The sequence below is a fragment of the Mycobacterium sp. genome (genome assembly GCF_044342925.1).
Taxonomy (GTDB): domain Bacteria; phylum Actinomycetota; class Actinomycetes; order Mycobacteriales; family Mycobacteriaceae; genus Mycobacterium.
The window spans coordinates 1-22366 of record NZ_JBIIOV010000037.1; the positions used below are offsets into that span (position 1 = coordinate 1).

Here is a 22366-nt window from a genome sequence, read left to right on the forward strand (position 1 = left end):
CGCGGCAGGCGTGCGTCCGGGCATCGAGGTCTTCCTCGATGACGTGCCGGCTGCCTTGCGCGGCAAACGGGTCGGCCTCATCACCAACAACACCGGCGTCGACCGGTCAGGCACGTCGGACATCGATCTGATCGCCCAGAACGACGACCTGACACTGGTGGCCCTGTTGGCGCCGGAACACGGTATCCGCGGCACCGCCGAGGCGGGTGTCACGGTCGGTGATGGTGTCGACGCGAAGACCGGCCTGCCGGTCTACTCCCTCTATGCGGCGCAAGGGCACAGCCCGACCCCCGAGATGCTGAAGGACGTGGACGTCCTGGTCTATGACCTTCAGGAGGTCGGCGGACGCACCTGGACCTACGTGTCGACCATGGCGCTGTCGATGCAGGCCGCGGCGCGCAAGGGCATCCCGTTCGTCGTTCTGGACCGGCCGAATCCGATCGGCGGCGACATCGTGGAAGGCGCCCTGCTGGACCCTGCCTTCGCGTCGTTCATCGGCATGTACCCCATCCCCGCGCGGCACGGCATGACGGTCGGCGAGCTGGCCACGCTGTTCAACCGGCAGCAGGGTATCGGTGCGGACCTGACCGTCGTTCCGGCGCAGGGGTGGCGCCGCGGGCAGTGGTTCGACCAAACGGGTCTGCCCTGGGTGAACCCGTCACCCAACCTCCGATCGCTGGCGGCCGTGACGAGCTACCCCGGCACGGTCTACTTCGAGGGCACCAATCTCTCGGAGGGCCGCGGCACCGACCGGCCCTTCGAGCAGATTGGGGCGCCGTGGCTGGATGCAGCGGCGGTGGTCGCGACGATGAACGCGATGGGCCTGCCGGGCATCGCCTTCCAGGCCGTCACCGTCTCGGTCGCCGACACCGCCGCCAAATTTCCCGGACAAAGCATCCCGGCCATCCGGTTAAACGTCACCGATCGGCAGGCATACCGACCGGTCCGCACGGCGCTGCTGCTCATTGACACGATCCGCGAACAGCATCCGGGGGGCTTCGCCTGGGGGCCGTCGATCGACGCGCTTACCGGATCAGATCGGGTGCGCCTGGCGATAGACGCCGATCGACTCGCGCCGCTGCTGGCAGATTGGGACCGGGCTGCCGCCCAGTTCCGCGCAAGCCGGGCGGGGTACCTGTTGTACAGCTGAACCGTTACATCGTGTGTAGGTCAGGCCGTTTCTGTTCTGCACCGTCGGGCAACTATCGCGCGGTTAGCGCGGCCCGCGCTGGTCCGGACCCAGAGCGATCAACTCGCCCTGCAACACCCTCTGACCTGGTCGGGCTGACAGGATTTGAACCTGCGACCACTTGACCCCCAGTCAAGTGCGCTACCAAGCTGCGCCACAGCCCGCCGCCGCCCGTGCGACACGGGCAGCGGTCGAAATGCTACCGCAGACCCCTCACACCTTCAGCAGCCGGTACAGCCCGATCAGGCCGACCACCACGATCACCACGCGCAATGCGGTGGGCGACAGCCGTCGACCGTAGTGCGCCCCCAGCCATCCGCCGATCAGCGAGCCCACGGCGATCAGCCCGGCGGCGGGCCAGCTGATCCGGTCGAACGCCACCAGCGTGTAGCTGATCGCGGCGACAACATTGACCAGCAGCGACAGCAGGTTCTTGGCCGCGTTCATCCGCTGCATGTCCTCGGGCAGCAGCGCTCCCATCACCCCGATCAGCAGGATGCCCTGGGCGGCGGTGAAGTAGCCGCCGTAGATGCCGACGGCGAAGGTGCCGAACACCAGCGCCGCCATCCGCCCCGACGACACCGCATCGGCCGACCGCCCGACCGCCTCAGCGCGCCGCCGGGCATAGGCCTGGATTCGCGGGCCGACCACCACCAGCATCAGAGCCAGCACCAGCAGCACCGGCACGATCTGGGTGAACACCTTCTCGGGCAGGTGCAGCAGCAGGAACGCCCCGATGCAGGCCCCGAGCACCGACGCCGGGATCTGCCACCGCAACCGCCGCCACTGCCCCGCCAGCTCGGCGCGATACGCCCAGGTGCCCGACACGCCGCCGGCCACCAGACCGATCGCATTGGACATCGTCGCCGTCACGGGTGGGAAGCCCAGAGCGACCAGGGTGGGAAAGGTGATCAGCGTGCCCGAGCCCACCAACGAATTAATCGCCCCGGCCCCGACACCGGCCAGAACGATGACGATCATCTGGGCAACAGACACCCGAAAACCCTAATCCGTGCGCCGCCCACACGGAGACGACGACTGTCAAGCCACCGAATGTCGTTCTGTGGATGGATCTTTGACTTGTGGGTAGCTCGCCCGGACCGAGCGGTTTGTCCGCCGCCTCCGTTAGTATTCGAACATGCTTTCGATTCGCGTCACTGACGCCCTCGCCGCGCTCGACGCCGCGGCCGAGGCTGTGGGGGCGCTGGACTGGGATGCACTCCCGGCGTCTGAGCGGCTGCAGGTGCTCGACCGAGTGGAATCAGTCAGCCGCCGCCACACCGCCACCTCCCATGACATCGTTTCCTCGCTTGACCGCACCGATGACGGACAACTGCGGCCACTCCTGCACAAGGTCATCGCCGACGTTCTTCGAGTCAGCATCGCCGAAGGCCGGCGCCGCGTCCGCGACGCTGCACAATTGAGTCCGCGCACCACCCTGACCGGCGAGCAGTTACCACCTGAGCTCCCAGGCACCGCCAAGGCCTGGCATGCGGGCCGGCTCGATCGGGATCACCTGCGGGCCATCCAGAAATTCATCAAGGAGCTGCCGGACCATGTAGCGCCCGACGAGGCGCGGAAGGCCGAGGCGTTCCTGGCGGAGAAGGCCGAAGAACTGCGCCCCGACCAGTTGGAGAAAGTTGCCGACAAGCTGGCGGTCACGTTGAATCCGGACGGCACGTTCACCGACGACGATCGCGCGCGTCGTCGCGGATTCACCTGGTGTGGGCGGCAGCGCCCGGACGGGATGAGCGTCGGACGGCTGGTCGCGACGTCGCAACTGCGGGCCGAATTGGATTCCTGGTTCGCCAAATTCGCCGCACCGGGAATGTGCAATCCGGACGACCAAAGTCCCACCGTCACCGGCGAACCCACCCAGGACGGCATCGACCGGGACTCGCGTGGCTACTCACAGCGCAACCACGATGCCCTCAGCGCTCTTGTGCGCGGCCGGCTCGGCGATCCGAAATTAGGCCAGCACAACGGATTGCCGGTCACCATCATCGCCACAGCCACCCTCGATCAGCTGCAGGCCGGCGCAGGCCATGCGGTGACGGCAAGTGGCGCAATGCTTCCCATCTCGGACCTGATCCGCATGGCCGGCCATGCCTACCATTACCTGGCGATCTTCGATTCCGACAGCAGCCGACCGCTGTATCTGGGCAGGACCAAGCGGATCGCGACGGGCGACCAGAGAATCGTCCTTCACGGAAAGGACCGCGGGTGCACTGCACCCGGCTGCGATGTGCCCGGTTACCTGTGCGAAGCGCACCATGTCGACGAATGGAGCGACGGCGGCCTGACCAATGTCGACCGGCTGACGTTCGCCTGCGGCCCGCACCACCGTCTGATCAAACCCGGTGGGTGGCGAACCCGAAAACGCAAGGACGGTAGGACCGAATGGCTGCCTCCCCCGCAACTACCGCTGCGCGGTGGGACCAACAGCTTCCATCATCCCGAACGGCTACTGCTCTGGGATGACCGGTGAACAGCGCGAAAGGTCTAGCGGCCCTTGAGCTTGCGCTTCTCGCGCACCCGCACGTTGATCCGGATCGGCGAACCGTCAAACCCGAAGGTCTCCCGCAGCCGGCGCTCCAGGAACCGCCGGTATCCGGCTTCCAAGAACCCGGTGGTGAACAGCACGAATGTCGGCGGGCGTGCGGTCGCCTGGGTGGCGAACAGGATTCGCGGCTGCTTGCCGCCCCGCACCGGCGGCGGGGTCGCGGCGACGATCTCCTTGAGCCAGGTGTTGAGCTGGCCGGTGGAGATCCGCTTGTCCCAGGATTCCAGGGCGGTCTCCATGGCGGGCACCAGCTTCTGCACCGCCCGGCCGGTCTTGGCCGAAATGTTCACCCGCGGCGCCCACGCCAGCTGCGCCAGCTGCAGGTCGATCTCCCGGTCCAGCAGGAACCGGCGGTCCTCGTCGACCAGATCCCACTTGTTGAACGCCAGCACCAGCGCCCGCCCGGCCTCGATGACCATGGTCAGGATCCGCTGATCTTGTTCGGTCAGCGGGTCGGAGGCGTCGACGAGCACGACCACCACCTCGGCGGCGTCGATGGCGCTATGCGTGCGTACCGAGGCATAGAACTCGTGCCCACTGGCCTGCCCGACCTTGCGGCGCAGACCGGCGGTATCGACGAAACGCCAGATGCGGCCGTCGAGTTCGATCAAAGAGTCCACCGGATCGACCGTGGTGCCGGCGACGTCGTGCACCACCGAGCGCTCGCTGCCGGTGAGCCGGTTCATCAGCGAGCTCTTGCCGACGTTGGGCTTGCCCACCAGCGCCACCCGGCGCGGGCCGCCGCTGGCCGGCGCGGACTCCGACACCGTCGGCAGCGCGGCGACCACCTCGTCGAGCAGATCGGCCACGCCACGGCCGTGGATGGCGCTGATCGGGTGCGGCTCCCCCATGCCCAGCGACCACAGCGCGGCGGCGTCGGACTCGCCCTTCTCGTTGTCGACCTTGTTGGCGGCCAGGAACACCGGCTTGCCCGAGCGCCGTAGAATCCGTGCGGCCGCCTCGTCACCGGAGGTGGCGCCGACGACGGAGTCCACCACCAGCACGACGGCGTCGGCGGTCTGCATGGCCACTGCCGCCTGGTCGGCCACCAACTGCTGCAGACCCTTGGCGTCCGGCTCCCACCCACCGGTGTCCTGCACGACGAAGCGGCGGCCGTTCCACAGCGCGTCATAGGAAACCCGGTCGCGGGTGACACCCGGCAGGTCCTGCACGACGGCCTCGCGGCGGCCCAGGATGCGGTTCACCAGGGTGGATTTCCCGACATTCGGTCGACCGACGATCGCCAGCACCGGCGGCGGGCCGGCCGCCTCGCCAGAGTCGTCATCGAGCGGCTCGTCGCCGAGTTCCCAGTCGGCTTCGTCGCTCCAGGTGCCGTCGCTCCAGGTGCCATCGCTCCAGGTGCCGTCCTCAGTCACTGCCTGACCGCCGTCCGTGTCTCGACCAGGTCGCGCACATGGGCGATCACCTGGTCTTGCGTCATCTCGCTGGTGTCGACGATCACCGCGTCGTCGGCCGGCCGCAGCGGCGACACCGCACGGGTGGAGTCCAAATGATCGCGACGGCGGACGTCGGCCAGCACGGTCTCGTAGGCGTCGGGCAGCCCGGCGCCGGCGTTCTGGTCGTTGCGGCGCTTGGCCCTGGTTTCCGCCGAGGCGGTGAGGAAGATCTTCACGTCCGCGTCGGGCAGCACCACCGTGCCGATGTCCCGGCCCTCCAGCACCACGGTGTCGTTGCCCTCGGCAAGCTCACGCTGCAGCCGCACCAGGTGCGTGCGCACCGCCGGCACCGCGGCGACTGCGGACACCGCGCGGGTGACCTCGTCACCGCGAATCTGCGCCGACACGTCCTCGCCGTCGAGATAGGTCTGCTCCACCTGCGGATCGAATCCCACCGACATCGGCACCTCGGCGGCCGCGGCGATGGCGTCCGGGTCGTCGAGGTCGACCCCGGCTCGCAGCATCGCCAGCGTGACAATCCGGTACATGGCCCCGGTATCCACGTAGCGCGCACCGAGCGCCCGGGCCAATCCTCGTGACACCGTGGATTTTCCGGTTCCAGCCGGACCGTCGATGGCAATCACTGCTCTGCTCATTGCCGCGACTCCTCGCCCGGGAAAACAGCCCGGCCTCGTCGTTCGGGGGGAGTCACAAGCCCACCGCCTTGTAGAGTTCGCCGACCTCTTTGCGGGTCAGCACCCGGATGCTGCCGGGCCGCTGATCACCCAGCGTCACCGACCCGATGTCGGTGCGGACCAGGGCCTGCACCGGAAAGCCCACGGCGGCAAGCAGTCTGCGCACGATCCGCTTGCGTCCCTCGTGCAGCGTCACGCGCAGCAACGTCTTGCCCGGCACCGCGTCCACCACGGCGAAATCGTCCAGGGCCACCGGGCCGTCGTCCAGTTCGATGCCGGCGCGCAGCGTCTTGCCCACGCCCCGTGGCATCGTTCCCGCGACGGTGGCCAGGTAGGTCTTGGGCACCTCGAAGGACGGGTGCATCAGCCGGTGTGCCAGTTCGCCGTCGTTGGTGAGTAGCAGCAGGCCTTCGGTGTCGGCGTCCAGCCGGCCGACGTGGAACAGCTTCTTGTTCCCGCGCACCCGGTGCTCCACCAGGTCACCGACACAGGGCCTACCCAGATCGTCCGACATCGTCGACTGCATGCCGAGCGGCTTGTTGATCGCCAGGTAGACCATCGAGTCGTCGAGCACGATCCGGCTGCCGTCCACCCGGATATCGGCGGTCTCCGGGTCCACCCGGGTACCGAGTTCGGTGACGAGACGGCCGTCCACCTCGACGCGGCCGTCGGTGATCATCCGCTCGGCCACCCGCCGGGAGGCAATTCCGGCCTGGGACAACACTTTCTGCAGGCGCACACCCTCAGGATCAGGCATCGGCGTCGGTATCCACGTCGAAGGCCACCGGCTGATCGGCCCGTGACCCACCGGCCAGCTTGGCGAACCGTGGCTCGCTGTCCAGGGTCTCGCTCAGATCGTCGATCACGTCGACGTCGGGCAGCAGCGGGGCGATGTCGGGCAGGTCGGTCAGCGACGACAACCCCAGCCGCTCCAGGAACAACTCCGTGGTGGAGAACGTGGTGGCCCCGCTGTCCGGGTCGGCGCCCGCCTCGGTGATCAACCCGCGCGCCACCAGCGTGCGGATCACCGCATCGACATTGACACCGCGCACGGCGCTCACCCTGGCTCTGGTCACCGGCTGACGGTAGGCCACCACCGCCAGGGTCTCCAACGCCGCACGGGTCAGCTTGGAGCGCGCACCGTCCATCAGCAACCGCTCGACGTAGGGGGCGTAGCGGGCGCGGGTGTACATCCGCCAGCCGCCGCCGGCCTCCCGCAGGTCGACACCGCTGTCGCGGGCCGTCAGATCGTCGGCGATCCGCTGCAGCAGCTCGGTGACCCGGTGCACCGGCTGCTCGGTCGCCGCGCCGAGCGTCTCGGCGCTCACTGGGGTGTCGACCACGAGCACCAGCGCTTCCAGAATCCGGGTCAGCTCGTCGTCGTCGACGTCGTCGACATAGGAGACGACGGTCTCCGAATCGTCGCAGGAGACGACGGTCTCCGAATCGTCGCAGGAGACGACGGTCTCCGAATCGACATAGGAGACGACAGTCTCCGAATCGTCGCAGGAGACGACGGTCTCCGAATCGTCGCAGGAGACGACAGTCTCCGAATCGTCGGAGTTTGCTTCCAGCGTCACTGTTCTTCCCACTCGGCTCTCACCAGATCTTCGTTGACCATCCGGTTTCCGGTCCATGAAACCTGCAGCACACCAAGCGGTTCGGATTGCTCGAATGCTACCGCCCTGGCCCGGTACAACTCGAGCAGCGCCAGGAAGCGCCCGACGATCTGGATGGGCTCAGAGCAATCCTGCACCAGATCGGAGAACGACGCCCAGTGCCCCATGCCGCGCCGCTCGAGCATGGCCAGCAACCGCTCGGCCTGCTCGGGCACCGACACCCGGGAGGCGTGCAGATGGTCGGTGCCCACCGTGGGCACCGGACGCGGGGTGAACGCCGACGCCGCGATCTCGGCGAAGGCCTGCGGGTCGACGCCGATCATCACCTCGGGCAACAGATCGGCGAACCGGTCCTCCAGGGACACCGCCCGCGGGTAGCTGCGCAACGCGGCGGCTTCCAGCTCCGCGAACATCTCCGCGACGTGCTTGAACGCCCGGTATTGCAGCAACCGGGCGAACAGCAGGTCGCGGACCTCCAGCAGGGCCAGGTCCTCGGCGTCGTCGACCTCGCCGGCCGGCAACAGCCGTGCGGCCTTGAGGTCGAGCAGAGTCGCGGCGATCACCAGGAAGGTGGTGGTCTCGTCGAGTTCCAGCTCGCGGCCGATCTGGCGGGTGTAGGCGATGAACTCGTCGGTGACGTCGTGCAGCGCCACCTCGGTGACGTCGAGGCGCTTGGCGAAGATCAGCTGCAGCAGCAGGTCGAACGGGCCCTCGAAGTTGTGCAGGTGAACCCGGAATCCCTTGTCCGGGCTCTTCTGGGCGCCTTCGTGCGGCGCCGGCGCTTCGGTGGTCACTTGCCGAAGCGGTCGATGACCTCGCGGGCAAGCGCGCGATACGCCAGCGCGCCAGTCGATTTCGGTGCCCACGTGGTGATCGGCTCCCCAGCGACACTGGTCTCCGGGAATCGGACGGTGCGGGTGATTACGGTGTCGAACACCAGGTCGTCGAAGCGTTCCAGCACCCGGGCCATCACCTCGCGGGCGTTGACGGTGCGGGTGTCGAACCGGGTGACCAGGATGCCGCTGATGTTCAGCTTCGGGTTCAGCCGGTCGCGGACCTTGTCGACGGTGTCGGTGAGCAAGGCCAGCCCGCGCAGCGAGAAGAACTCGCACTCGGTGGGGATGATCACGCCGTCCGAACAGGCCAGCGCGTTCACCGTCAGCAGGCCCAGCGACGGCTGGCAGTCGATCAGCACGTAGTCGTAGTCGTCGAGCACGGGCCGCAGCGCCCGGCCCAAAGTCTGCTCCCGGCCCACCTCGTTGACCAGCTGGATCTCGGCGGCGGACAGGTCGATGTTGCTGGGGATCAAATCCAGGTTGGGCACGCGGGTGTGGATGAGGACCTCGTCGACCGGGACCCGCGGCTCGATCATCAGGTTGTGCACGGTGTGGGCCAGCTCGTAGTGCGGCACACCGAGGCCGGCCGACAGCGCGCCCTGCGGGTCGAGGTCGACCAGCAACACTTTGCGGCCGTAGTCGGCAAGCGCGGCACCGAGGTTGATCGTCGAGGTGGTCTTGCCGACGCCACCCTTCTGGTTGCACATCGAGACCACCACTGCCGGACCATGGCTGGTCAGCGGCTGCGGCGTGGGAATGGCGCGGGGCGGGCGGCCGGTCAGACCGATCGGCGCGTCGTCTTGCTCGTCGGTCACGCCTTCACTCCTCGACCGGCCCCCCGGATCAGGCGAACCGGCGGCGTGGCGAACATCGCCGCAAAGTCTATCCATGGGCGCCCGCCCACCGCGGGCGCATGCCCGTTAAGCGCAGAGGCAGGGCGGCGGCCGCGCAACCAATACTGTGGACACATGCCCATCACCGACCGCTTCTCCTTCCTGCGCTGGTCGTTCGTGCGGATGGCCATCGGGTTGCCCAACGTCATCCGCAAAGGCCAGGTCGGCGACGGCCGGGAAGCCGCCGCCGCCCAGTATGTCCTGGACAACGCCCGCCCCGGCGACGTCGACGACGCCATCGCCACGATCGACCGCTTCGCCCGCCAGGAATCGTTTTTGATGAACGTCGGCGACGAGAAAGGCCTGCTCCTGGACGCCGCGGTCCGCCGCGCGAATCCTGCGCTGGCCCTGGAACTGGGCACCTACTGCGGCTACAGCACCCTGCGGATCGCGCGGGCCGCACCGCAATCCCGGGTGTTCTCGGTGGAGATGAGCCCGGCCAACGCCGAGAACGCCCGGCGGATCTGGGCGCACGCCGGCATCGCCGACCGGGTGACGTGCGTGGTGGGCACCATCGGCGACGGCGGTGCCACGCTGGACGCGCTGGCCGGACACGGGTTCACCGCCGGCGCGCTGGACTTTCTGTTCATCGACCACAACAAAGACGTCTATCTGCCGGATCTGCTCAGCATCGTCGGGCGCGGCTGGCTGCATCCCGGCAGCGTCGTCGTCGCCGACAACGTGCTGGTGCCCGGATCACCCAAGTACCGGTCCTATATGCGCGACAACCCGTCCTGGGACACCGTCGAGCACAAGACGCACGCCGAATACACCAAGATTCCCGACCTCGTCCTGGAGTCGACCTACCGCGGCTGAACGCCCGAAACGCCTGTTTTCGACGACATGCCGGGTGATGCTTGAACCATGCACCCGGGCGATGCCGAAAGCCGATCCGTCAAGACGCGGCGCGGCCGCCGGTTGATCGTGATCGGGCTGGGGTTGATCGCTCTGGCAGTGATGGTCTTCGCGGTGCTCATCGGCGGCGGATCGCGCTCCCCCCAATCTGCGCCGCAGACCACCCCGACGATGACGACAAGCACTCCCCCGCTTGGGCGGCCGGTGGAGACCACAGAGCCCGGTCCGACAGCGGCACCTCCCCCGCTTGGGCGGCCGGTGGAGACCACAGAGCCCGGTCCAACAGCGGCACCCTTGGGGGGGTGGATCCCGGCGATCGCGTCGCTGGTGGTCGCCCTGACGGGGCTGGTGTCCGCGGTGACCGGGTTGCTGGTCGTCCTGCGGAACAAGGGTGGCGGCACTGTCGCCAGCCCAACCCGGGGGGCATAAGCCAGCCGCACCGATCAGGCCCGCGGATGCGCCCCGGCCCACACCTCGCGCAGCGCGGTGACGGTCACCAGGGTGTAAATCTGGGTCGTCGTCACCGAGGCGTGCCCGAGCAGTTCCTGCACCACCCGCACGTCGGCGCCGCCGTCGAGCAGATGGGTGGCGAACGAGTGCCGCAGCGTGTGCGGGGATACCGCCGCGCTGATGCCGGCCCGCTCGGCGGAGTCCTGCAGCACCTGCCAGGCGCTCTGCCGGGAGAGCCGGCCGCCGCGGGCGTTGAGGAAGATGGCCCCTTGGGCAGGAGCGGAGCGACCCGGGGATAGTCCCGGCATACCGCGGCCGCGCCGGGCCAGGTCGGGCCGGCCGCGCACCAGGTAGGCGTCCAGCGCGGCGATCGCCGGCCGGCCGACCGGCACCAGCCGCTGCTTGCCGCCCTTGCCGCGCAGCAGCACCGAACGGGCCTGGGTGTCGATGTCGTCGACGTCGAGGCCGACGGCCTCGGAGATGCGCGCGCCGGTGGAGTACAGCAGCTCCAGCAGCGCCCGGTTGCGCAGCGTCAGCGGACCGTCGGTCGGCGCGTCTCCCCCGGCGCCGTCCAGCAACGCCAGCACCTCGTCGAGCGACAGGCTCTTGGGCAGCCGGCGGCTGGGCGTGGGCGGCTTGACCGCCCGGGCGACGTCGAGATCGAGAATGCCCTCGGCGGCAGCGAACCGGTGCAGACCGCGGACGGCGATCAGCGCCCGGGCCGCCGAGACCGCGGCCAGCGCGGCGACGCCGCTGTCCGGATCGCCCTTGCGCAAAGCCACCAGGAAGTCGCTGACGTCGGCTTCGGTGACGTCGCGCAGATCGACGGTGCCGCGCTGAGTCAAATGCTCGACGTAGCGGCGCAGATCCCGCCGGTAGGAGCTGATCGTGTTGGTGGCCACCCCGCGCTCGATGGTGAGGTGGTCGAGGTAGCCCTGGACCTGGCCCTCCAACGCGACCGCGAATGTCGTCATGCGCGCCGCTTGCGCGCGGCGAAGGCCGACGGCCGGTCCTGCCACGGCGCCTCCAGCGGCCGGGTCGGCCGCCCATCGACGATGGCCGCGTAGGCGGCCAGCACCCCGGCCGCCGCGGTGGAGTTGACGATCTCACCGGCCATCACCTGATCGACGGCCTCGCGCAGCCCGACCCAGTGCACCGTCAGGTCGGCCTCCTCATGATCGGCCTCCGGGCGTCCGACGTCGTTCAGGCCGCGGGCCAGGAACACCCGGACCGCCTCGTCGCAGAACCCCGGCGAGGATGCCACGTCGACCAGCACCCGCCAGTCGCGGGCCTGCAGCCCGGTCTCCTCCCACAGTTCCCGCGCCGCCGCCGCCGCTGGGTCCTCACCCGGCTCGTCGAGCAGGCCGGCCGGCAGCTCCCAGAGCCGCCTGCCCACCGCGTGCCGGTACTGGTGGATCATCGCCAGCTGTTCGTCGTCGTCGACCGCGGCGATCGCGACCGCGCCGTAGTGCTCCACCACTTCCCGGGTCGCCGTCACTGAGCCGGGCATCAGCACCTGGTCGGTGCGCAGCGCGATGATGGCGCCCTCGAAGACGGTGTGGCTTGCGACGGTGTCGAAGTCGTGCCGATCAGCCACGGGCGTGGTCCGGCAGCGACGGCACGGCATCGAGGCCTTGCGCGTGCTCCCTGCCGTTGGCGCGGTGCTCGGGAATCTCCACCGGCAGCCGTTCGGCGGCCTTGTAGTCGATCGCCGCCCCGATGAACGCGACGAACAGCGGGTGCGGCCGGGTCGGCCGGCTCTTGAGTTCCGGGTGCGCCTGGGTACCCACCAGGAACGGGTGAACGTCCGCGGGATATTCCACGAACTCCACCAGGTGCCCGTCCGGCGAGGTGCCGGAGAACCGCAAACCACTCTCGGCGATGCGGTCGCGGTAGGAGTTGTTCACCTCGTACCGATGACGGTGCCGCTCGGAGACGGTGGTCGACTGATACGCCTGGGCCACAATGGATCCCGGCTCCAGGACGGCCGGGTAGGCGCCGAGGCGCATGGTGCCGCCGAGATCCGCCTGGCCTGAGACAGCGTCACGCTGATCGGCCATCGTCGAGATCACCGGGTCGGGCGTGGCGGGGTCGAATTCGGCGGAGTTGGCCTCGGTCAGGCCCACCGACCGGGCCGCGTCGATGACGATGCACTGCAGGCCCAGACACAGACCCAGCAGCGGCAGACCGCGGTGGCGGGCGTAGCGGATGGCCCCGAGCTTGCCCTCGATACCGCGGATGCCGAAGCCGCCGGGGATCAGCACGCCGTGCACGTCGCCCAGGGCGGCGGCGGCGCCGGCGTCGGTCTCGCAGTCATCGGAGGCCACCCAGCGCATCTCCACCTTGGCCCGGTGCGCGAACCCGCCGGCGCGCAGCGCCTCGGCCACCGACAGGTAGGCGTCGGAGAGGTCGATGTACTTGCCCACCAGGGCGATTCGCACGGTCTCCTGCGGGTCGTGCACCCGGCGAAGCAGATCGTCCCAGGTGGTCCAGTCCACGTCGCGGAAGGGCAGATTCAACCGGCGCACCACATAGGCGTCGAGTTCCTCGCGGTGCAGCACCTTGGGGATGTCGTAGATGGACCGCGCGTCGGGGGTGGAGATCACGCCGTCGATGTCGACGTCGCACATCAGCGCGATCTTGTCCTTCAGCGGCTCGGGCACATCGCGGTCGCAGCGCAGGATCAACGCATCCGGGGTGATGCCGATGCTGCGCAAAGCCGCCACCGAGTGCTGAGTCGGCTTGGTCTTCAGCTCCCCCGACGGCGCCAGGTACGGCACCAGCGAGACGTGCAGGAAGAAGCAGTTCTCCCGGCCCACCTGGTGGCGCACCTGACGGGCCGCCTCCAGGAACGGCTGCGATTCGATGTCGCCGACGGTGCCGCCGATCTCGGTGATGACGACGTCGGGCCGCCGCCCGGCCGCATCGGGTTCGGCCATCGCCAGAATGCGGTTCTTGATCTCGTCGGTGATGTGCGGGATCACCTGCACCGTGTCACCCAGGTACTCGCCGCGGCGCTCCTTGGCGATGACGGTGGAGTACACCTGCCCGGTGGTGACGTTCGCCGAACCGGACAGGTCGCGGTCCAGAAAGCGCTCGTAGTGGCCGACGTCGAGGTCGGTCTCGGCGCCGTCCTCGGTGACGAACACCTCGCCGTGCTGGAACGGGTTCATCGTTCCCGGGTCGACGTTGAGGTACGGGTCCAGCTTCTGCATGGTGACCTGCAGACCGCGGGAGATGAGCAACTGACCCAGACTGCTGGCCGTCAGGCCTTTACCCAGTGAGGAGACCACGCCCCCGGTGACGAAGAGGTGCTTCGTCGCGGCCTGGTTGTGCTTGCGCAATGCGGGCAAAAGCGGCCTCCGTGACGACGGCGCAGGACTTTGTAGTACCAGGCCGGACGACACTGAAAGGTCTGGTTGGGGCCTGCCGACCCACGGAAACTCACCCTAACACCGACACCGACACCGCGGCGCTGACACACCGTGGCGACGGGCGCTCGCGAGGAATTACTGGACGGTCACCGAGGCCGATCCCGCGCCGATCCCGTACCGGCCCGGCGGGCCACCGGCGATCATGCTCTGCAGGGCCAGCACGCTGGTGATTCGCCCGGACTCGGCGCCGACGTCGTCGACGGTGGTCAGCGCGCCGGACAGCGCGGCGTCGCCGCGGGCGACCGCCACCGCGGCAACTCCGGCGGCGGATCCGTCGCGACCGGCCAGCACCACCCCGGAACCGTGCGGGGCCAGCGCGGCGGCGAACCGGGCCACCGACAGACCCTGGTTCCCGGCGTCGTCGGGCAACCCGCCGCCGGTGACCACGACGGCGGTGTCGGCCGCGCCCGGGGTGTCGACGTAGCTGAGGAACCCGGTGTCACGCAGCGTGGCCAGGACGGTGTCGCGGGCGGCGGCGTCGACCGGGGCGATCTTGGGGTCACGATTGATCAGCAGCGCGATACCGAGCAGGTCCCCGGCCTGCGCGGCGGGATCGGTCAGACCGGTGTTCAACTGCGCGCCGGCCGGAACGATCGGCGAGTTGACCACCGACCGCAGTTTCTCCGCCGCGTTGGCCTCGACGAATTCACCGGTGAGCCCGATCGTGCCGGTGATTGTGCCGCCGGCCTGACCGACGAGCCGAGCCATCGCACCGACGTCGGCGTCATCGGAATCGGGAGTGCGGAACACCACCACCGACTTGCCGACCAGCGCGTCGCGGACGATGCGGCCCGACATCTGCTCGTCGAATCGGGCTGCAGCGGCGAGCTTTTCGCCCAGCGACGTGTTCTGGGCCTCCAGCGTGTCGATCCGCTGCTGCAGACTGCCGTTGGAGCCGCGTAAACCAGACACCATCGGCCCGGAGAACACCCCGGACCCCAGGACGACACCGGCGACCAGCGCCAGAACGACTGCCGCCAGCCAGAAGACCCGGCGCCGAGCCGACCTCAACTCAGGTCACCAGGCCCTGCACCCACAGGGCGAATCGCTGCCAGTAGTTGGTCAGCCAGTCGATCACCACGGTGTCCGAACGCGACACCCACAGGGCGGCGATGACCGCCAGCAGCACGGCTAGGACCAGCAACGCGATCGCGCCGCCCGAGATGTGGCTGCGGTACAGCGTCGCCACGGCTTTCGCGTCGACGAGCTTCTTGCCCACCTTCAGGCGGGTGAGGAAGGTCGAGGGGTTGCTCTGTGCGCGGGAGCGGTCGAAGAACTCCTCGATGGTCGCCGAGTGACCGGCGGTGACGATCAGCGAAGCGCCGTGATGATCGACGAGCAGCAGCGCCAGATCGGTCGCCGATCCGGCGGCCGGGAAGGTCATGGCGCCGATGCCGAGGTCCTGGATGCGCTCCAGTCCGGAGGCGTGACCGTCGGCGTCGGCGGGCAGCACGATCTGCGCACCGGAGCGCAGCGACTCGGCGCTGATCTGGTCGGGGTTGCCGACGATGAGCTGCGGGCGGTAGCCGCACGAACGCAGGATGTCGGCGCCGGCGCCGACACCGACCAGTACCGGCTGATACTCCTTGATGAACGGCTTGAGGGCCTTGAGGTCCTCGGCCGACCCGGGCCCGTCGGTGACCACCACGACATGGCGGCGGTAGACGTCGACGTCGATCTCAGGCACACCGATGCCGTCGATGAGCAGCGGGCTCTCGCTGCGGATGAATTCGATGGTGTTGCCCGCGAACGCCTCCACGTGGGCGACCAGCCCGGTCTTGGCATCGTGCATCAGGTCGGCGATCTCTTCGTCGGTGCGCTCCACACCGTGTGCCAGACGGCGGTCGCCGTGGTAGACCCCGCCGTCGTGAAGGCGGACCTTGGCCCCGTCCTTGATCTTCTTGAAGACCTCCGGGCCCACGTTGTCGATGAGGGTGATGTTGTTGGCCACCAGCACCTCGGGCCCGAGATTCGGGTAGCGGCCCGAGATCGACGGCGAGGCGTTCACCACCCCGACGACACCGGCGTCGACGAGGGCGTCGGCGGTCGCCCGGTCGAGGTCGAGGATATCCAGCACGACGATGTCGCCGGCGCCGACCCGACGCAGCAGCCGGTCAGTGTCGCGGTCGACCCGGGCGGTCCCGGTGACGCCAGGTCGGGTGGAGGAACGGGAAAGGAGCTTCATGAGCACCGATTCTGTCGGCGCCGTGTGCTGGCTCCGCGGAGGCGCGCCGTAACAACAGCCCCAGAAGTCACTTTCTGTCACATCAGTAACAGCGTTGACTCAGGCCTCCTCGGGATCGGAGTGCGCGGCTGCGAGCAGTTCGCGCGCGTGCGCGCGGCCGGTGTCGGACTCGCCCAACCCGGCCAGCATGCGGGCCAGTTCAGCGACCCGTTGCTCGTCGTCGAGGCGACGCACCTCGCTGTCCGCGCCGCTGCTGTGCACGACGAGGTGGGTGTCGGCGTAGGCGGCCACCTGCGGCAGGTGGGTGACCACGATGACCTGGTGGCTGCGGGCCAGCCGGGCCAGGCGCCGGCCGATCTGCACCGCGGCCCGGCCGCCGACGCCGGCGTCGACTTCGTCGAACACCATGGTGGTGCCCTCGGCGGAGGCGGCCAGCACGACTTCCAGGGCCAGCATCACCCGCGACAGCTCGCCACCGGAGGCGCTCTTGTGCAACGGCAGCACGTCGGTGCTGCCCGGGGAGCCCCGATGCGCGGTGAAGCCGAACTCCACGGCGTCGACACCCTCGGAGCCGGCGTGCACCAGTTCCCCCGACGGCAACCGCAGCGGCGCGGAGTCGTCGTCACGGGCGGGCAGGGTGCCCACCCGGACGGTGAAGTCGGCGTCGGCCATCGCCAGGCCGGCCAGTTCGGCCGTCACCGCGCTCGCCAGACCTGAGGCCGCCGAGATCCGCAGCTCCGACAACTCGGCCGCCGCGGCAGCGACCTGCGCGGCCAGTCGGTCGACCCGGCCGGACAACCCGGCCAGCGCCTCCTCGGACACGTCGAGCTGCGCCAGCCGGCGGCGACCCTCGGCCGCCCAGGCCAGCACCCCGTCGACGTCGGCGGCGTACTTGCGGGTGAGGCTGCGCAGTTCGGCCTGGCGGGCGAGCTTGGTCTCCAAGGCGCTGGCGTCGGTGGGCAGGTCGGCCAGGAACAGCCCGAGTTCGTGGGAGACGTCGCCGACGACGCTGAGCACCTCGGTGAGTTGACGGGCCAGCCCGGTCAGCGCGGTGTCGCCGGTGCCCTCCAGGGCCGAAGCGGCGCGACCGATGGCCTCGGAGGCCGAATGGTTGTCCAGGGCGGTGGTGTCGGCGTCGGCGCCCGACAGCGCGCCGCGGGCGGCGGCCGCGGCCTCCCGCACCGAGTCGAGTTCGGAGAGCCGGCGGATGTCGGCGACCAGCGCGGTGTCCTCACCGGGTGCGGGGTCGGCGGCGTCGATCTCGGCGAGGGCGAACTTCAGCCGGTCGGCCTCCTGGGCCATCTCGCGGGCGCGGTTGGTCCGGTCCACCAGATCACGGCGGGCCACCAGCCACTCGTCGCGCAGTTTGCGGTACCGCTCAAGAGCGGCTGCCGCACCGGCGAACCGGTCCAGCGCGCCGCGCTGCTCGTCGGGCCGCATCAGCCGGAGCTGGTCGTTCTGGCCGTGCAGAGCCAGCAGTCCGTTGGTGAATCCGGTCAGCGTCTTGGCCGGCACGCTGCGCCCGCCGAGGTAGGCCCGGGACGGCCCGTCGCGGCTGACCGACCTCAGGGCGATGATGCTGCCGTCGTCGTCGCGGTCGGCACCGGACGATTCCAGAATCTCGTCGATCTGCGCGCCGACGCCCGCGTCGAGGTCCTCGGTGCTGAACCGGCCCTCGACGACCGCCCGTCCGGCACCCGAGCGAACCCGGGTGGCGTCGGCGCGCGCGCCGCCGAGCAGATGAAGTCCGGTGACCACCATGGTCTTTCCGGCTCCCGTCTCGCCGGTCAGCACCGTCAGGCCGCGGTCGAACTCGGCGGTGGCAGCGCTGATCGCGCCGAGCGACTCGATCCGGATCTCCGAGAGCATTACTGCTCCCGCCAACTGGTGACGGGCAGCCGGAATTTGCGCACCAGCCGGTCGGTGAACGGCGCGCTGTCCAACCGCACCCACTTCAGCGGGGTTCGGCACTTGGTGACCTGCAGTCGTCCACCGGCGGGCACCGGCGCCTCGCGCCGGCCGTCGCACAGCACCAGGGCGTCGGGGTTGTCCGGGTCGATGTCGACGGTGATCACCGCGTTGGGATTGGTGACCATCGGCCGGGCGAACAGGGCGTGCGCGTTGTTGGGCACCACGATGATGGCTTCCAGATCCGGCCAGACCACCGGGCCGCCGGCGGAGAACGCGTAGGCGGTGGAACCGGTCGGACTGGAGACGAGCACGCCGTCGCACCCGAACGCCGACACCGGACGGCCGTCGACGGCGACCACGACGCCCAGCACCCCCTGGTGGGCGCCTTTCTCCAGGCTCGCCTCGTTGAGCGCCCAGCCGCGGGACAGCTCCGCACCGTCCTTGGTGACGACGACGTCGAGGGTCATCCGCTGCTCGATCCGGTAGTCGCGGGCGACGACGTGCTCGAGGATGACGTCGATGGCCTCGGCTTCGGCCTCGGCCAGGAAACCGATCCGGCCCAGATTGACTCCGAGAACCGGGATTTCGGCATTGCGGGCCAGTTCGGCGGCCCGCAGGAAGGTGCCGTCGCCGCCGAGCACCAGCACCAGTTCGCAGCCGTCGGCAGCACACTCGTCGGCCCGTACCGCGTCGACGTCGGCGCCGGTGGCCCGCAGATCGTCCGCGTCGAGCGCCTCCTGCGTGAGCACTCGCAAAGCGATGCCGTTGTCCCCCAATGTCTTACCGACTCGTCGGGCCGTCTCGTTGGCTTCGTCCCGGCCCGGGTGCACCACCAGCAGAATGGTCCGGCCGGTCGCCGGTTTCCGGCTCACTGCGGGCCCTCCGCGACGGCCCGCTGCACCTGCGCCTCGAGAGCCGCACCGGACAGCGCGTCGTCGGTCTGGGCGCGCAACCGCAGGAAGTATTCGACGTTGCCCGACGGGCCGGGCAGCGGGCTGGCCGTCACGGCGACGGTGTGCCAGCCGAGTTCGCCGGCTCGCCGTGCCACGGCGAGCACCGCACCGGCCCGCAACCCTGGGTCGGTGACCACACCCCCGGTGCCGACCTGGCTGCGGCCCACTTCGAATTGCGGCTTCACCATCGGAACGATATCGGCGTGCGGGCCGGCGCATGCGGTCAGTGCGGGCAGCACTGTGGACAACGAGATGAACGACAGGTCGGCGACGACGACGTCGACCGGTCCGCCGATGGCATCCGGGGTCAGGTCGCGGACGTTGGTCCGCTCGATCACCCGCACCCGGGGGTCGGATCGCAGCGACCAGGCCAGCTGGCCGTATCCGACGTCGACGGCGACCACCTCGGACACACCGCGGTCCAGGAGCACCTCGGTGAAGCCGCCGGTCGAGGCGCCGGCGTCCAGAGCACGGCCGTGGACCTGCATTCCGAACGCGTCCAGCGCGCCGATGAGCTTGTGGGCGCCGCGGGACACCCAGCTGCGTTCCTCGGGGCCTTCGACGGCGATCCTGGCCGTGACGGCGACGGCGGTGGCCGGCTTGGCGGCCCGCATCCCATCGATGGTGACCCGGCCGGCGTCGATCAGTTCAGCGGCCTGCTGACGCGACCGCGCCAGCCCCCGGCGGACCAGCTCTGCGTCGACCCGGGCGCGCCGCGTCATCGCAGCTCAGCCCTTCTCCACCGATTCCAGTGCGTTGACCAGAATCTGATGCGCTTCCTCCAGCCGGCGGCCCACGGCGTCGACGTCGGCGAAGTCGATCTCCCCGGCCGCCTCCGGGTCGACGGCGGGCAGGTCGGCCAGTACGGCGTCCACCTGGGCGCGGATCGCTGGTGGGTCGGCGTTCATATCGGCGTTCACGCTAGCCCATGGCCGTCGTCGAGCAGGTCCCAGCGGTGCAGTGCGGCGCGGGCGACGTCGTCACCGGCATGCACGTGCGGGTGCCGGCCGCCGTCCTGGGCGTCCCACATCGCGCGTGCGGTGGCGCGCACGACGGATAGATCGTCGGCACCGGGGTCCTGGCCGGTGGCGGTGACGGTGATCGCGTCGGCCCCGAGTTCGGTCTTCCAGGCCGGGTGCGCGTCGACCAGCAGGGTCGGGGCCTCCTGGAGCAGCGCGCGCAGGTCGGCCCCCAGATAGGTGGGGCGCTCGGCGGCCGTGGCGTGAACGGCGTCGCGGGCGTTGTTGACGCCCGTGAGAACCATCAAACTGGGCAGACCGGCCGCGTTGGCGCCGGCGATATCGGTGTCCATGCGATCGCCGACCACCAGCGGTGCGCCGAACTCGCCGCGGGCCAGCGCGTCGTGCATGATGCCGGGCGCGGGCTTGCCGGCGACGAGCGGCTCCCGGCCGGTGGCGGTGCGCAACGCCGCGACCAGAGATCCGTTGCCCGGCAACAGGCCTCGCTCGGTGGGCAGGGTGGCGTCGACGTTGGACGCCACCCACAGCGCACCGGAGCGGATCGCCAGCGCCGCCTCGGCCAGGTCGGGCCAGCCGATGGTCATCGACAGACCCTGAACCACCGCCACCGGATCATCGGCGAACAACCGCACCGGCTGCAGGCCGACGGCGGTGACTTCGCCTGCCAGCGCTTCTGTTCCGACCACGAGCACCTTCGAGCCCGACGGAATCTGCCGGCTCAGCAGCGCGGCCGCGCTCTGAGCGCTGGTCACCACATCGGCAGCGGTTGCGGTGAAGCCGAGTTCGACGAGATGGCCGCTGACCTCGTCGGCCGATCGGGTGGCGTTGTTGGTGACGTAGAGCGCCCGGCCGCTGACCTCGGCGAGGGTCTGCACCGCCCCCGGCGTGGGCGCATGGCCCCGGAAGAGAGTGCCGTCGAGGTCCAGAAGCAGGCAATCGTACTGTGCACCAGGAGATGTCATGTCAGGCCAACTCGGCGATCCGGTCTTCGGCGTCGGTGACACCGTCGATGTCGGCGGCCGCGGAGTGCACGAACCACTGCAACGCGTCGTCGGTGCGGCCAAGCGCCAGAAGTGTTTCGGCGTAGGCGTAGAACAACCGGGCCGCGGTGTCACCGGTGCGGCTGGGGTCCAGCGGCGGAGACGACAGCACCGCCATCGCCTGGTCGAGGTGGCCGAGGTCGGCGCGGGCGCCGGCGGCGACGATCCGCATCTCGTCGGCGTCGTCCCCGGTCAGTTGAGTCGCCTCCGGACTGCGGGCCAGTTCGATGGCGCGTTCGGGGCGGCCGACGCCGCGCTCGCAGTCGGCGATCAGCGGAAGCAACTGCGACTTCGACCCCATCCGCCGGGCGGCCCGGAACTCCGACAGCGCCTGCGCCCAGTCGCCGCAGTAGTAGGCGGCGATACCGACAGCCTCGCGAATCGCGGCAATGCGACCGGACCGGTTACGCGCGGCCTGCGCATGCGCCAGCGCGGCCTGCGGGTCCTCGTCCAGCAGTTCGCCCGCTGCCACCAGGTGGCGGGCCACCGTGTCCGCGGTCGACTTGTCCAGGGTCGTCAATTCGGACCGAACTTCAGGAGCCAACTGCTTGGCCTCGACTGACGCCGGGATCGGCGGCCCCTGGCGGGCGGCGGAGTCTTGGTCGGAGTCCCGACGGGGCTGGACAGCGCGAGCACGCCCGGGTCCGGATCGGCGCGGAGCCGAGGTCTTGTCGCGACCGGGACCACCACGGCCCGGTTCGGCGGGACGGCGCAGCGGCCGGCCGCCCGCCTCGCGATTGTTGTCGTCGCCCATCGAAGTGAGAATACGGCTCAGACGCCCGGGCGGGAGTTGACCATGATGCCGGCCATGGCGAAGTAGAACACCACCGCGATCGCCCAGATCACGGCACCGACGATGCCGAGGATGAAGCCCGCTTGCGCCTGACCGCGGCCGCCGAGCTGGCCGCCGGAGGCATCGATCTCCCGCATCGACTTCTGGCCCAGCCAGATGGCGAACGGCGACGCCAGCGCGCAGCAGAGCAGGCCGAAGATACCCAGGACGAGTGCGGTCATGGATTGCGGATGCGGCGGCGGCGCGAACGGATAGGGGCCGGGCGGCATCGGTGGGTAGCCGGGCATTCCCGGCGGCGGGTAGGGCTGGCCGTAGGGACCGGGCGGCGGAGGCGGGTAGCCCTGGGAATAGCCGGGCGGCCCGTAAGCCGGCGGATTGCCGTACAGAGGCTCATTGGGGTCAAAGGGCGGTTGATCACCCGACGGCGTACTCATATTCGCCGATTCTGACAGCAGTTCGCCCGGAAGACAAACGAATGAAATACACACTGCATATACAAATGCCTGAGCCCCCCGATTTCTCGGGGGGCTCAGGTTTAATGTGTGTTCGGCGGTGTCCTACTTTTCCACCCTG

At 69.5% G+C, this 22366-nt stretch carries 23 protein-coding genes and 1 tRNA gene; 4 read left to right on the forward strand and 20 right to left on the reverse strand.

What is annotated here, in order from left to right:
- Positions 1 to 1150, forward strand: a 1150-nt coding sequence (locus ADBZ6I_RS06015) for an exo-beta-N-acetylmuramidase NamZ domain-containing protein (RefSeq protein WP_526381872.1), incomplete at its 5' end; no start/stop codon positions are given.
- A gap of 126 nt (positions 1151 to 1276) precedes the next feature.
- Here the strand turns inward: ADBZ6I_RS06015 and ADBZ6I_RS06020 are convergent.
- Together ADBZ6I_RS06020 and ADBZ6I_RS06025 are read right to left on the reverse strand one after the other, a co-directional pair.
- A tRNA-Pro gene (locus ADBZ6I_RS06020) sits at positions 1277 to 1353 on the reverse strand.
- Between the two features lie 49 nt (positions 1354 to 1402).
- The gene (locus ADBZ6I_RS06025) at positions 1403 to 2170 is read right to left on the reverse strand and encodes a sulfite exporter TauE/SafE family protein (RefSeq protein WP_526381911.1); all 768 of its coding nucleotides are present in this window, start codon (positions 2168 to 2170) and stop codon (positions 1403 to 1405) included.
- Between the two features lie 157 nt (positions 2171 to 2327).
- On the opposite strand from ADBZ6I_RS06025, the gene ADBZ6I_RS06030 reads away from it, so the two are divergent.
- Positions 2328 to 3677 (forward strand): HNH endonuclease signature motif containing protein, encoded by a 1350-nt coding sequence (locus ADBZ6I_RS06030; RefSeq protein WP_526381874.1) that lies wholly within the window; start codon positions 2328 to 2330, stop codon positions 3675 to 3677.
- 14 nt (positions 3678 to 3691) lie between these two features.
- Here ADBZ6I_RS06030 and der read toward each other — a convergent pair whose 3' ends face one another.
- The 6 genes from der to ADBZ6I_RS06060 are packed head-to-tail and all read right to left on the reverse strand — an operon-like array spanning position 3692 to position 9189.
- On the reverse strand, positions 3692 to 5128 hold the full coding sequence (der, locus tag ADBZ6I_RS06035; protein WP_526381876.1) for a ribosome biogenesis GTPase Der: 1437 nt from the start codon (positions 5126 to 5128) through the stop codon (positions 3692 to 3694).
- Positions 5125 to 5805 carry a (d)CMP kinase gene (cmk, locus tag ADBZ6I_RS06040; RefSeq protein ID WP_526381878.1) on the reverse strand — a complete coding sequence of 227 codons (681 nt, stop codon included), beginning with the start codon at positions 5803 to 5805 and terminating at the stop codon, positions 5125 to 5127. Before cmk ends, der begins: the two co-directional genes overlap by 4 nt.
- Positions 5806 to 5857: 52 nt before the next feature.
- Positions 5858 to 6601 carry a pseudouridine synthase gene (locus ADBZ6I_RS06045; RefSeq protein WP_526381880.1) on the reverse strand — a complete coding sequence of 248 codons (744 nt, stop codon included), beginning with the start codon at positions 6599 to 6601 and terminating at the stop codon, positions 5858 to 5860.
- On the reverse strand, positions 6594 to 7418 hold the full coding sequence (scpB, locus tag ADBZ6I_RS06050) for an SMC-Scp complex subunit ScpB (RefSeq protein WP_526381913.1): 825 nt from the start codon (positions 7416 to 7418) through the stop codon (positions 6594 to 6596). Before scpB ends, ADBZ6I_RS06045 begins: the two co-directional genes overlap by 8 nt.
- A gap of 2 nt (positions 7419 to 7420) precedes the next feature.
- Positions 7421 to 8257, reverse strand: coding sequence for a segregation/condensation protein A (locus ADBZ6I_RS06055; RefSeq protein ID WP_526381882.1), 837 nt, complete (start codon positions 8255 to 8257; stop codon positions 7421 to 7423).
- A complete protein-coding gene (locus tag ADBZ6I_RS06060) occupies positions 8254 to 9189 on the reverse strand; it encodes a ParA family protein (RefSeq protein WP_526381884.1) in 936 nt (311 codons plus the stop codon). Before ADBZ6I_RS06060 ends, ADBZ6I_RS06055 begins: the two co-directional genes overlap by 4 nt.
- Before the next feature lie 78 nt (positions 9190 to 9267).
- On the opposite strand from ADBZ6I_RS06060, the gene ADBZ6I_RS06065 reads away from it, so the two are divergent.
- The gene (locus tag ADBZ6I_RS06065) at positions 9268 to 10008 is read left to right on the forward strand and encodes an O-methyltransferase (protein WP_526381886.1); all 741 of its coding nucleotides are present in this window, start codon (positions 9268 to 9270) and stop codon (positions 10006 to 10008) included.
- Positions 10009 to 10056: 48 nt separating this feature from the next.
- On the forward strand, positions 10057 to 10476 hold the full coding sequence (locus ADBZ6I_RS06070) for a hypothetical protein (RefSeq protein WP_526381888.1): 420 nt from the start codon (positions 10057 to 10059) through the stop codon (positions 10474 to 10476).
- A 14-nt stretch (positions 10477 to 10490) separates the two neighbouring features.
- On the opposite strand, the gene xerD is transcribed toward ADBZ6I_RS06070, so the two are convergent.
- The 12 genes from xerD to ADBZ6I_RS06130 all read right to left on the reverse strand — a co-directional run bounded on the left by xerD (position 10491) and on the right by ADBZ6I_RS06130 (position 22227).
- Positions 10491 to 11471: a site-specific tyrosine recombinase XerD gene (gene xerD / locus ADBZ6I_RS06075; RefSeq protein ID WP_526381890.1), complete on the reverse strand. Its 981-nt coding sequence runs from the start codon at positions 11469 to 11471 to the stop codon at positions 10491 to 10493.
- Positions 11468 to 12094 (reverse strand): NUDIX domain-containing protein, encoded by a 627-nt coding sequence (locus ADBZ6I_RS06080; protein ID WP_526381892.1) that lies wholly within the window; start codon positions 12092 to 12094, stop codon positions 11468 to 11470. The genes xerD and ADBZ6I_RS06080 overlap by 4 nt, the downstream gene beginning before the upstream one ends.
- On the reverse strand, positions 12087 to 13841 hold the full coding sequence (gene pyrG / locus ADBZ6I_RS06085; RefSeq protein ID WP_526381915.1) for a CTP synthase: 1755 nt from the start codon (positions 13839 to 13841) through the stop codon (positions 12087 to 12089). Before pyrG ends, ADBZ6I_RS06080 begins: the two co-directional genes overlap by 8 nt.
- Positions 13842 to 14006: 165 nt before the next feature.
- Positions 14007 to 14942, reverse strand: coding sequence for a copper transporter (locus ADBZ6I_RS06090; RefSeq protein ID WP_526381894.1), 936 nt, complete (start codon positions 14940 to 14942; stop codon positions 14007 to 14009).
- Position 14943: 1 nt separating this feature from the next.
- A complete protein-coding gene (gene steA / locus ADBZ6I_RS06095; RefSeq protein ID WP_313674368.1) occupies positions 14944 to 16116 on the reverse strand; it encodes a putative cytokinetic ring protein SteA in 1173 nt (390 codons plus the stop codon).
- Between the two features lie 99 nt (positions 16117 to 16215).
- Entirely contained in the window at positions 16216 to 17985 is a 1770-nt protein-coding gene (recN, locus tag ADBZ6I_RS06100) for a DNA repair protein RecN (RefSeq protein WP_526381897.1), read from the reverse strand.
- On the reverse strand, positions 17985 to 18899 hold the full coding sequence (locus ADBZ6I_RS06105) for an NAD kinase (RefSeq protein WP_526381899.1): 915 nt from the start codon (positions 18897 to 18899) through the stop codon (positions 17985 to 17987). The genes recN and ADBZ6I_RS06105 overlap by 1 nt, the downstream gene beginning before the upstream one ends.
- Positions 18896 to 19702, reverse strand: coding sequence for a TlyA family RNA methyltransferase (locus ADBZ6I_RS06110; protein ID WP_526381901.1), 807 nt, complete (start codon positions 19700 to 19702; stop codon positions 18896 to 18898). The genes ADBZ6I_RS06105 and ADBZ6I_RS06110 overlap by 4 nt, the downstream gene beginning before the upstream one ends.
- Before the next feature lie 6 nt (positions 19703 to 19708).
- Positions 19709 to 19900 (reverse strand): hypothetical protein, encoded by a 192-nt coding sequence (locus ADBZ6I_RS06115; protein WP_526381903.1) that lies wholly within the window; start codon positions 19898 to 19900, stop codon positions 19709 to 19711.
- Positions 19897 to 20922: an HAD-IIA family hydrolase gene (locus tag ADBZ6I_RS06120; RefSeq protein WP_526381905.1), complete on the reverse strand. Its 1026-nt coding sequence runs from the start codon at positions 20920 to 20922 to the stop codon at positions 19897 to 19899. Before ADBZ6I_RS06120 ends, ADBZ6I_RS06115 begins: the two co-directional genes overlap by 4 nt.
- 1 nt (position 20923) lies before the next feature.
- Positions 20924 to 21754 (reverse strand): tetratricopeptide repeat protein, encoded by an 831-nt coding sequence (locus ADBZ6I_RS06125; RefSeq protein ID WP_526381907.1) that lies wholly within the window; start codon positions 21752 to 21754, stop codon positions 20924 to 20926.
- Positions 21755 to 21771: 17 nt separating this feature from the next.
- Positions 21772 to 22227: a DUF4190 domain-containing protein gene (locus ADBZ6I_RS06130; protein WP_526381909.1), complete on the reverse strand. Its 456-nt coding sequence runs from the start codon at positions 22225 to 22227 to the stop codon at positions 21772 to 21774.
- Positions 22228 to 22366: the final 139 nt, after the last annotated feature.

Coding starts and splice junctions, on each gene's coding strand:
- ADBZ6I_RS06070 (WP_526381888.1), top strand. CDS start 10,057: ATGCACCCGGGCGATGCCGAAAGCCGATCCGTCAAGACGCGGCGCGGC.
- steA (WP_313674368.1), bottom strand. CDS start 16,116: ATGAAGCTCCTTTCCCGTTCCTCCACCCGACCTGGCGTCACCGGGACC.
- ADBZ6I_RS06065 (WP_526381886.1), top strand. CDS start 9,268: ATGCCCATCACCGACCGCTTCTCCTTCCTGCGCTGGTCGTTCGTGCGG.
- ADBZ6I_RS06030 (WP_526381874.1), top strand. CDS start 2,328: ATGCTTTCGATTCGCGTCACTGACGCCCTCGCCGCGCTCGACGCCGCG.
- ADBZ6I_RS06125 (WP_526381907.1), bottom strand. CDS start 21,754: ATGGGCGACGACAACAATCGCGAGGCGGGCGGCCGGCCGCTGCGCCGT.
- ADBZ6I_RS06060 (WP_526381884.1), bottom strand. CDS start 9,189: ATGGATAGACTTTGCGGCGATGTTCGCCACGCCGCCGGTTCGCCTGAT.
- cmk (WP_526381878.1), bottom strand. CDS start 5,805: ATGAGCAGAGCAGTGATTGCCATCGACGGTCCGGCTGGAACCGGAAAA.
- ADBZ6I_RS06045 (WP_526381880.1), bottom strand. CDS start 6,601: ATGCCTGATCCTGAGGGTGTGCGCCTGCAGAAAGTGTTGTCCCAGGCC.
- ADBZ6I_RS06130 (WP_526381909.1), bottom strand. CDS start 22,227: ATGAGTACGCCGTCGGGTGATCAACCGCCCTTTGACCCCAATGAGCCT.
- ADBZ6I_RS06120 (WP_526381905.1), bottom strand. CDS start 20,922: ATGACATCTCCTGGTGCACAGTACGATTGCCTGCTTCTGGACCTCGAC.
- ADBZ6I_RS06110 (WP_526381901.1), bottom strand. CDS start 19,702: ATGACGCGGCGCGCCCGGGTCGACGCAGAGCTGGTCCGCCGGGGGCTG.
- ADBZ6I_RS06025 (WP_526381911.1), bottom strand. CDS start 2,170: ATGATCGTCATCGTTCTGGCCGGTGTCGGGGCCGGGGCGATTAATTCG.
- xerD (WP_526381890.1), bottom strand. CDS start 11,471: ATGACGACATTCGCGGTCGCGTTGGAGGGCCAGGTCCAGGGCTACCTC.
- recN (WP_526381897.1), bottom strand. CDS start 17,985: ATGCTCTCGGAGATCCGGATCGAGTCGCTCGGCGCGATCAGCGCTGCC.